Raw genomic sequence first — 9,589 nt, forward strand, 5'->3', positions numbered from 1 at the left:
CAGGCTGCTCCACAACAACCCCCTCACCAATACGAATATATTGTGGAGACGAGCTGACATAGCCTGCCGTACCATCAGCAGTGGTAACCTTGAACCAATAGGCGTTACTAGAATCGGTAATTGTAACGACATCCCCTGTATTCATATAGCCCAAAATCTCGGAAGAAGTGGATGCCTCCGCCCGCAAACGAACGGACGTTTGAATCGTAGCTTTCGTTTGACCGGCAGAACTATTCACTGAGGCTGATGCCTCTTTCGTTGAAACGTTGTTTTTAACGGGTTCAGTGATTTCCGGTTTACGGCTGGCAGTCGGGGTGACAGTAGCAGCGGCGCTGGTAGCGCCAACTTTTATGTACTTGTCGGAGCTGCTCGTGTATCCGGTAACTCCACCAGAAGTCTTGACCTTGTACCAATAGCTGTTCGTTTTCTCCAATACCGTTACGGCCTCTCCCTGCTTCATAAAGCTGACTACATCCCCCGTCGTCGAAGGATTCGATCTGAGCTTTACTGCCGATTGAATGACCGCCTTCTGACCTGTGGATGCTGTCGATACCGCTGCGTCAACCTGACCCGGCGACACATGAATTGCTGCCAATAGCGCGGCTGACGTCATGAGCGTTCCCATCACACGTCTTCTCAATGTTGCACCTCCTGGCTGTTTTTACGAATTTGAAGAGCATGTCCAATTCCGACCAATATAGCCGGACATGCCTTCATTATAGTAAAAGCAGCAGGAAGAGAGATATAATCCAAACGTCACAAAAGAGAACGTATCCACTCTTTGCATATAGGTCTAAAGTCTCTTTTATGGCTAACTATTAAATAATTAAACTATAATTTGGGTTCTACATGGACGTGGACATGCATTGTATTATGAACCTCTTGCAAGCGTTCCTCAATTCGGTCGCTGATCCGATGTCCTTCAATCAGGCTGAGTTGCGGATTCACCTCAATGACCACATCCACCAGCGCATGATTACCGTGTACCCGTGCCTTAACGTCTCGAATTCCCTCTACTCCAGGTATATGGGCAATCGTACTCCGTAAGTCAGACAGCTCCTGCTCGTCAAATCCATCCGTCAAACTGTGTGTGGAATCTTTAAAGATATCCCATGCCGTCTTGCATATCATAAATCCTACCGCGATCGCCGCAACGGTATCCAGCCATAGCAATCCGAACTGTGCGCCGATAATACCTACCGCTGCTCCGACACTGACAAGCGCATCTGACAGATTATCCTTAGCCGCTGCCAGCAACGCCTTATTGTTAATCTGCCGGGCCAGTCTGCTATTGTACAGATACACTCCCAGCATAATAACTGCACAAATCACAGCTACACCTGCGGAGGTGATATCCGGTGTTTGCTTTCCGCCCTTAAAAATGCTCCCGATTCCATCAATAAGCACCTGGAGACCGACGACAGCCATAATAAAGGACGCTAGCAGCGCTGCGATCGTTTCGGCCCGAAAATGTCCGTAGGCATGATCAGAGTCCGGCGGCTTCTGGGATATTCTCAGGCCAATGAGCACGGCAACGGACACCACAATATCGGTGACATTGTTAAAGCCATCGGCCAGCAACGCGCTGGAAGCAAAGATATATCCACTAATCAGCTTGAATCCGGACAGCAAAAGGTAAGCGCCAATGCTCACCCACGCCCCTCGTTCACCTTTTCGTATTTCCTCATAAACATTCACCACAACGGAGGACACTCCTTCAAAAGCAACTGTTATTTCAGCATAGCAGACGATATTTGTGTGGGTCTACAGAAACAGTCTTTCCTCTCCGCATCGCTGTAGGAACAACGAAAAAGTATTGCCAAGTCCCATTCCTGTGGGGGTTGCAAAACATTTTTGCCTGCATGCAAAAAACAGGCTTTCTGCTCCTGGTTCACCCTGCCCTCGTGATATTATTGTTGCCCTTGTCCCTTCTTTTAAAAACGTTTAAAATGAGGACACAGCCGCGTTGTTCTTCAATCAGCAGGATTGACATGAATCCGGCGGCAACAGGAGGAATTTATTCATGAGCGATGCCAATGAACCACGTAAAATTAATCTTGCAGATGCCATTCGCGAAAAGCTGGCACAAAAAAAACAGCAGTCCGGCGCTTCACAGCAGGGCGGCTTTCAAGGCGGTTCCACCAAAACACTGAAAAGCCAAAATACGAAGAAGCCGAACAACCAACGCCGTCGTACAGGTGGATCATAAACCACCCAGCCCATAGGCTATTATGGTAACGGAGGCCTGACGAGGTTAATCTTGCCTCGTTGCCGGAACCGATTTTTTAAGCTATAGGCAATCGAACCAACGAAAAAGAGGAGCTTCCCCAGCCATATCCATGGCCCAAGGAGCTCCTCTTTCGTTTGACTATTCGCTGAAATTAGCTAGATTAGCTGTTCGGGTATTAGCCGATTTCTACCGGATACATACGCTCACGCAATTTCGCAATTTCTTCGCTTTCCAAATATTCATCATAGCTCATCGTACGGTCGATTACACCGTTTGGTGTAATTTCGACGATACGGTTCGCGATGGTTTGAATGAACTGATGGTCATGGGAAGTGAACAAAATGGTACCGTCAAAGTCGATCAGACCATTGTTCAGCGCTGTGATGGATTCCAGATCCAAGTGGTTGGTCGGTTCTTCCAGCAGCAGCACATTGGCACCGTTCAACATCATTTTCGCCAGCATACAGCGAACCTTTTCGCCCCCGGACAGCACGCTTGCTTTCTTAAGTGCTTCTTCACCCGAGAAAAGCATACGTCCCAAGAAGCCGCGCAGGAACGTTTCGTCCTGATCCTTTGAATATTGACGCAGCCATTCCACTAGATTCAAATCCACACCTTCAAAATAAGTGGAGTTATCTTTCGGGAAATACGCCTGGCTGGTTGTGATCCCCCAGGAAAATTCGCCGTTGTCCGCTTCCAGTTCGTTCATCAGGATCTGGAAGAGCGGCGTTTTAGGCAGGCCGTTCGGGCCAACGAACGCAATTTTATCACCTTTGTTCACAACCAGACTGAACTCGTTCAGCACTTGCTCGCCTTCAACGGTTTTACTGAGGCTGTCTACGGTCAGCAGTTGTTTGCCCGCTTCACGCTCAGGTTTGAAGTTAATGAACGGATATTTACGGTTCGACGGACGGATGTCGTCCAGCGTAATTTTATCCAGCTGCTTTTTACGCGAGGTTGCCTGCTTGGACTTGGAAGCATTTGCGGAAAAGCGCTGGATAAAGGCTTGCAGTTCCTTGATCTTCTCTTCCTTCTTCTTGTTGGCATCACGAGCCAGTGTAAGCGCAAGCTGGCTGGACTCATACCAGAAGTCGTAGTTACCGACATACATCTGAATTTTACCAAAATCAATATCCGCAATATGCGTACATACCTTATTCAGGAAGTGACGATCATGGGATACGACAATGACGGTGCCTTCATAGTCCATCAGGAAGTTCTCAAGCCACTGAATGGATTCGAGATCCAAATGGTTCGTAGGCTCATCGAGCAGCAAATTGTTCGGACGACCAAACAACGCTTGTGCCAAGAGAACACGTACCTTGTCGTTACCGCTCATCTCAGCCATCTTTTTGTCATGCAGGTCACGCGGAATACCAAGGCCGATCAGCAATGCGGCCGCATCCGGCTCGGCATCCCAGCCGTTCAGCTCTGCAAATTCGCCTTCCAGCTCACCGGCGCGCAGGCCATCCGCTTCGGAAAACTCTGCTTTAGCGTACAGCGCATCCTTTTCCTTCATGATCTCATACAGGCGCGTATGGCCCATAATAACAGTTTCCAGAACAGGGAATTCATCGTATTCATAATGGTTCTGCTTGAGCACTGCCATCCGTTCGCCCGGTGTCATGTGGACCTCGCCTGAATTGGCTTCGATTTCACCGGAAAGAATTTTCAAAAAAGTGGATTTGCCCGCGCCATTCGCCCCAATCAGGCCGTAGCAGTTCCCGGGAGTAAATTTGATATTTACGTCTTCAAAAAGTGGGCGTTTACCATAACGAAGCGTTACGCCGCTTGTACTGATCATATAAGCATACCATCCTTATCATTAGTAAAGTGCTAAACACAAAATTACCGACGGCAATAGTATAACACACAAAAGATCGGATTCGAACCGTAGTATAAGCAGAACCGTCCCTGAACCTCACCCAATATCTTATAACTAAAATAAAAAAATGCTTCTATCTCCACGATTGTCACCTGACAAACACATGGACCAGAACCATTTTCTTGTTTTCAAATTCGATGAGTAGCCACCAGGACAAACGCGTTATTCGGTTTCAACATTCATATTCCGTGTACTTGTAAATGTCAGGAAACACCGACACCAAGCGGAATGAGATACATTCCCGCCTCCTCGTCCTGTCTTACGATTACCTCTACACCATAGACGGCTTGAATCAATTCGGATGTTACAACCTCTGCGGGCCGGCCGTTTGCTATGATACGTCCTTCCTTCATAGCGATCATCACGTCGCTATACCGAATAGCCTGATTAATATCATGCAGCACCATCACGATAGTCAGTCCGTGCTCCTGATTCAGCTTCCGGATCAACTCCAAAATCTCAAGCTGGTAATACATATCCAGATAAGTGGTCGGCTCATCCAAAAATAAAATCGGCGTCCGCTGTGCCAAGGCCATCGCAATCCATACACGCTGTCGTTCCCCACCTGAAAGCTGATCCAGCGTGCTTGTTCTGCGTTCCGACAGGTTGGTACAGGCCATCGCCCATTCGACTGCCTGCTCGTCCTCGTCGCGGCTGGCTGTGAACATGGTTTTATGCGGCATTCTTCCGAAGCTGACGAGCTTTTCTACCGTCAAGTCCGAGGGTGTCTCATTCTGCTGATGTACCACCGCCAATTGACGGGCCAGTTCCTTGGGCTTGTAGCGGGTTATTTCCTTCCCGTCCAAAATGACTTGACCCAAGCGGGGAACCGCATTGTTAGACATCACACTGAGCAGCGTCGATTTGCCGCAGCCATTGGGGCCGATAATCGTAGTAATCCGTCCCGGCTCAATCACAGCATGGATGGCATGCAGACGATCCGTTTTGCGGTCATATGAAAAGGTAATATCCTTAATGTCCATAGGTGCGATCCGCCTTTCTGATTAAAAAGATCAGGAACGGTCCGCCAATGACGGCCATAATAATAGAAGCCGGAATTTCATTGGGAGCAAGCACCGTCCGCCCAAGCGTATCTGCGAGCAGCAGCAGCAAGCCGCCACACAAGGCGGAGAACGGAATGAGCCACTTGTGATCCGAACCCACCAAATAACGGGCACAATGTGGAACGAGCAAGCCGATAAAGGCGATAACTCCTGCGATGGCCGTAGCCGTTGCCGCCAGCAGCACGGCAATGACGGAAATCAAAAGTCGTGCGCGCGTCACATTGAATCCGAGATTTTTAGCCGTTTTATCCTGGAGAGACAAGAAATTGCACCAGGAGAACACGAGTATGGCCAGAATCAAACCAATTCCGCCATAGGTTGTGATAACCTCGACATCAACCCATTTTTTCATGGACAGGGTCGAGGTTGTGACCTGATTAATGCTGGTGACCGCATAGCTCCCCCGATAGTTAAATGACTGCCCCAAACCTGAAAAAATGGCATTTACTGCGACCCCGATCAGGATCAGACGAATTGGATGCAGGCCGGATTTCCAGGAAAATCCGTAGACCATCAAGCAGGCCAGCGCGCCACCGATAAAAGAGAAGAACGGCATCCAGAAATAAAGCATCGGAAAGATTGTCACCGCAATTAACGAGATTAAAGCTGCTCCTGAAGAAATGCCGATCACTCCCGCATCAGCCAGCGGGTTTTTCATGACCGCTTGCAACAGAACACCCGCCACTGCAAGCGCTGCTCCGGCCATCACGGCCACGATAATTCTGGGTAGTCTCAGATCCTTCACCACATTTACCTGCTCATCCGTCCCTGTCCATAATCCGGCCACTAATTGGCTCAGGTTGACCTTGAGACTGCCAGTCATTGCCGAATACAGAATGACGCCGATGAGCAAGACCATCACAATGATAATACTCCACACTTTCCTTGACATGTCATCAGCTTCCTTTAGTTCGAAGGGTACATCATCTTCACCAGCTCATCCAGTGCTGAGCTAGCGGCCAGATTACCTGTTGTGCCAAATAACGGTTCCGGCAGATCGTAGACGTGTCCATTTTTTACAGCGTTAAAATGCTTCCAGATGTCGTTGGTTTTGAATTCTTCATCGAACATTTTGACGACTTCATCCGGCATTCCGTGCGCGGCGCGCAATATTATATCTGGATTGGACTGCTGCAAGGCTTCTGTATTGTGAGCAATATACTCCACCTTCTGATCTTGGACTACATTCGTCCCGCCTGCAATTTTGACCAGATCGCCAATATAGGAATGCTCGGTAGCTACCAGATAACTTCCCGGTACCCCCAGTAGAATCAGGACCTTAGGAGATTTCTTCCCTTGGACTTGCTGCTTAATCGCGGCTACTTTGGCATCCAAGGCTGCATTAATCTCTTTCGCCTTTTCAGCTTTGTCAAATCGGTCTCCCAGCTTTTGAATTTCCTTTTGCATATTCGCAAGGCTTTCAAAATTCAAGAATTCAGCATTGATATTCAGGCCCTTAAACTTGGGCTCCAAATCATATTGAAGTGTCGTGACCGACAATATATCTGTTGGCTTCAGCGACATCACTTTTTCCATGTCAGGACTCATCGGATTACCCACATCAGGCACATCCTTGTATCGGTTAGGCAGCACTTTTGAGCTTGTTGGCTTACCGGCCAAATCCAAGCCCAGTGCATCCGTAATTTCCGTAATGGCTACCGTAGTCGCAACAATACGTGGTGTTTGAACTTTATCGTCTGATGACTTTCCTGCGGCCTCAGACGTTGCTGGCGATTTCGAACCAGCACTACTGTTTTGTTCGGCTTCTGCTCCTCCCGAGCATCCGGCGAGCAACAAGATTACAATGCTGACCAACATGTAAAAACAGAATGATTTCCCTTGTGTAAAAGCTGTATAGCGTTTCATGAAAATCAAATCACCTCAATTCAAAATATAGAGCAGCATGAGCCCCAGCTTTTTTCGGGTATGTAAATGCTGACAAGTCTTGATGCCAGGCACCAAGACTTGCTCACATACAAATTATGCTGTTTAGTCGGGCTACATTGATGTCATAACCTGAGTTTACTTCGCTTTCAGACTTGCTTCATCAAATTGGAACTGAACTGTGTACCAGTGATCATATGGCACACCGCCCAGAACCAAACCAGGCACAGCAACGTGGGTGTAGGCACTAATTTTCTGAGACAAGTCCCCTACCTCGAATTGAACCACACGTGTATCACCGGATGTCGAGATCACTTCCACATCTTTCAGAGTGCCGTTTTGCTCCACTTGGAGAGCCGGCATCCAGGAGCTGTTTTTCAAAGTGACCTGGACATAGCGCTTGCCTCCCTTTTCAATCAGTAAGGCTGGCTTGTCGAGGTATCCTTCCATAACGGAAGCTTCATTCGTCTTGTCTTTAAATATGTTGTAGTTGATCGTGTATTGCTTCTCGGAAGCTGCGGGCTGAGCTGGCTGCTCAACTACGGGTTTTTGTTCAGCCACAGGCGTGGCCGTTTGTGCTGCTTTGTCCGTAGAGGCTGGCGCTGGTTCAGCGGCGGTTGCAGTTGTAGCTGCACTTACTCCCTCGCCTTTAAACGATGCACGGTCAAATTGAAGCTGTCCGCCGAATTTCTCATTAAAAATGTATTTTTCAGGCAGATATACCTGGGTATACACACTCAGCTTTTTGTCCAAATCAGGTACTTCAAAAGCGATCGTGTGCGTATCCCCTTTTGTGCTGGAACCAATAACCGCCGGATTTGCATAACGACCTTCAAAATCGGTTTGGAATTGTTTCAGAGCCTGTCTGTCCGTAATGGTCAGATGAGCCACAATCTTGCCGTTCTTCACGGCCAGCTTCGCCAGAGGCTCTACAAAAGGAGCTACAATGGAGTCCTTCTCCGTACCGTTCGCCAGAAGACGGAAATCCGCTGTATACTCTCCGTCAGGCAGGTTGTTTTTCCCCTTTTCCTCTTCAACCGACTTCTTGTCGTTGTAATAAGATACATTACTGGTATCGAATTTGAATTCAAAGTCGTATACCTTTTCTACACGATCCTCGGCCTTGAAGACCATCGGAGCGGCACTTGCCACTTTAGGGGCCTCATAAACAACCAGTTGGCCTTTTACATTGTTCTTAAAGTCATTTACGCTAAAACGGATGTGCTTCGTATTGCTTGCTGCATCTTCCTGGGTCACTTCCGCGTCTCGGTAGTCCCCGCTTGCGTTATCCCATATGCGCAACGCCTTCACTTCATTACTGTTTTGCAGCTTCAGACCTACAAACCGTTTGTCGCCTTCCACGACCAATTGCGCCGGTTCGTCAGTGATGAAGCGTAGAGCCGGTGAATCCACTCCTGTCGAGCCATCAGGTAAAACGATGCTGAATTTCAAAGCATATTTGCCATTGACAAGTTTGTCAAAATCCAGCTTCACTGTAGGATCTGGTGTTCCCGAAGAGGACGGTTCAACAAAGCTGCGAATGGTAGCAGGCTCGAATTGAAATTGCACATCATATACGTGATCGTATAGAATGCCACCCAATTCCAATCCAGGTACGATGACATGTGTATTCACTGTCACTTTATCCGACAGATCAGGCACTTCAAATTGCACTGTTCTTGTATCTGCGGAGGTCGATTGATCAACCACCTGAGCTTCTGAACCATTTACTTTGAACGTTTTAATCCAGCTGCTCTTGTCCATTTTAATCTGAATCACATTTTTTCCAGACTGTCTTAACAGCGTGGCTGGTTTCTGCATATAGCCATCCATTATGGATATTTCATTGGTTCCGTTTTTGAGCACAGAGAAATCAATGCTGTATCTGCCGTTTTCAGCCACAGGAGTTGTACCGCCATCCGTTCCTTTTGCCGTGATGCTGCTGCGGTCAAATTGAAGGCGGATCTTATGATCCATTTCGTAAACCGATCCGTTAAAACTGGTACTTACATGGACCTGTGCATTCAGAATAGCGTCCAAATCCGCTACTTTGAATTTTACGACACGTGTATCGGCTGTTTTGTCTTCACTTACAATATCCGCATCCGTCAATGTTCCGTTTTGTTCCGTTTTGAATTCTGTCACCGTTGCGCTGTCCTTGACGGTAAAGGAAACTTCATACTTGCCTTTAGATACCGTCAATGTAGCCGGAGACAACAAATATTGCGCCATCGCCGATGGTTGATCTTTGGTTGCATGCAACGCATTGAACTTGATTGAATACGTTCCATCGGCTAAACCCTTCCCAGGAGTACCAGGCGTCCCTGGATCAACCGGGGATGGAGCTTTTGTAATACTGCTCTTGTCGAATTGAAGACGAAGCTTATGATCCATCTCATAAACTCCACCCGGATAGGTCGTGCTTACATGTACTTGTGCGTTCAGAATAGCATCCAAATCCGCTACCTTAAATTTCACCACACGGGTATTGGCTGTCTTGTCCTCACTTACAATATCAGCATCGGT

At 47.9% G+C, this 9,589-nt stretch carries 8 protein-coding genes; 1 reads left to right on the forward strand and 7 read right to left on the reverse strand.

The window, feature by feature from the left end; genetic code table 11:
* Positions 1-640, reverse strand: a 640-nt coding sequence (locus tag WG8_RS28855; protein WP_007432125.1) for an SH3 domain-containing protein, incomplete at its 3' end; no start/stop codon positions are given.
* Positions 641-831: 191 nt separating this feature from the next.
* On the reverse strand, positions 832-1,701 hold the full coding sequence (locus tag WG8_RS20395; RefSeq protein ID WP_007432126.1) for a cation diffusion facilitator family transporter: 870 nt from the start codon (positions 1,699-1,701) through the stop codon (positions 832-834).
* Between the two features lie 322 nt (positions 1,702-2,023).
* Here WG8_RS20395 and WG8_RS20400 point away from each other — a divergent pair, with 322 nt between their 5' ends.
* A complete protein-coding gene (locus WG8_RS20400) occupies positions 2,024-2,209 on the forward strand; it encodes a hypothetical protein (protein WP_007432127.1) in 186 nt (61 codons plus the stop codon).
* Positions 2,210-2,405: 196 nt separating this feature from the next.
* On the opposite strand, the gene WG8_RS20405 is transcribed toward WG8_RS20400, so the two are convergent.
* From WG8_RS20405 to WG8_RS28860, 5 genes are all read right to left on the reverse strand, one after another.
* Complete coding sequence (locus WG8_RS20405) at positions 2,406-4,034, reverse strand: ABC-F family ATP-binding cassette domain-containing protein (protein WP_007432128.1); 1,629 nt, start codon at positions 4,032-4,034, stop codon at positions 2,406-2,408.
* Between the two features lie 284 nt (positions 4,035-4,318).
* Complete coding sequence (locus WG8_RS20410; RefSeq protein ID WP_007432129.1) at positions 4,319-5,098, reverse strand: ABC transporter ATP-binding protein; 780 nt, start codon at positions 5,096-5,098, stop codon at positions 4,319-4,321.
* Positions 5,088-6,071 carry a FecCD family ABC transporter permease gene (locus WG8_RS20415; RefSeq protein WP_007432130.1) on the reverse strand — a complete coding sequence of 328 codons (984 nt, stop codon included), beginning with the start codon at positions 6,069-6,071 and terminating at the stop codon, positions 5,088-5,090. Before WG8_RS20415 ends, WG8_RS20410 begins: the two co-directional genes overlap by 11 nt.
* Before the next feature lie 14 nt (positions 6,072-6,085).
* On the reverse strand, positions 6,086-7,045 hold the full coding sequence (gene isdE / locus WG8_RS20420) for a heme ABC transporter substrate-binding protein IsdE (protein WP_007432131.1): 960 nt from the start codon (positions 7,043-7,045) through the stop codon (positions 6,086-6,088).
* A gap of 156 nt (positions 7,046-7,201) precedes the next feature.
* Positions 7,202-9,589, reverse strand: a 2,388-nt coding sequence (locus WG8_RS28860; protein WP_007432132.1) for an NEAT domain-containing protein, incomplete at its 5' end; no start/stop codon positions are given.

The sequence above is a fragment of the Paenibacillus sp. Aloe-11 genome (assembly GCF_000245715.1).
Taxonomy (GTDB): domain Bacteria; phylum Bacillota; class Bacilli; order Paenibacillales; family Paenibacillaceae; genus Paenibacillus; species Paenibacillus kribbensis.

Excerpts from the sequence above, each read along its gene's own strand:
- WG8_RS20410 (WP_007432129.1), bottom strand. The coding sequence starts at position 5,098 with ATGGACATTAAGGATATTACCTTTTCATATGACCGCAAAACGGATCGT.
- WG8_RS20400 (WP_007432127.1), top strand. The coding sequence starts at position 2,024 with ATGAGCGATGCCAATGAACCACGTAAAATTAATCTTGCAGATGCCATT.
- isdE (WP_007432131.1), bottom strand. The coding sequence starts at position 7,045 with ATGAAACGCTATACAGCTTTTACACAAGGGAAATCATTCTGTTTTTAC.
- WG8_RS20405 (WP_007432128.1), bottom strand. The coding sequence starts at position 4,034 with ATGATCAGTACAAGCGGCGTAACGCTTCGTTATGGTAAACGCCCACTT.
- WG8_RS20415 (WP_007432130.1), bottom strand. The coding sequence starts at position 6,071 with ATGTCAAGGAAAGTGTGGAGTATTATCATTGTGATGGTCTTGCTCATC.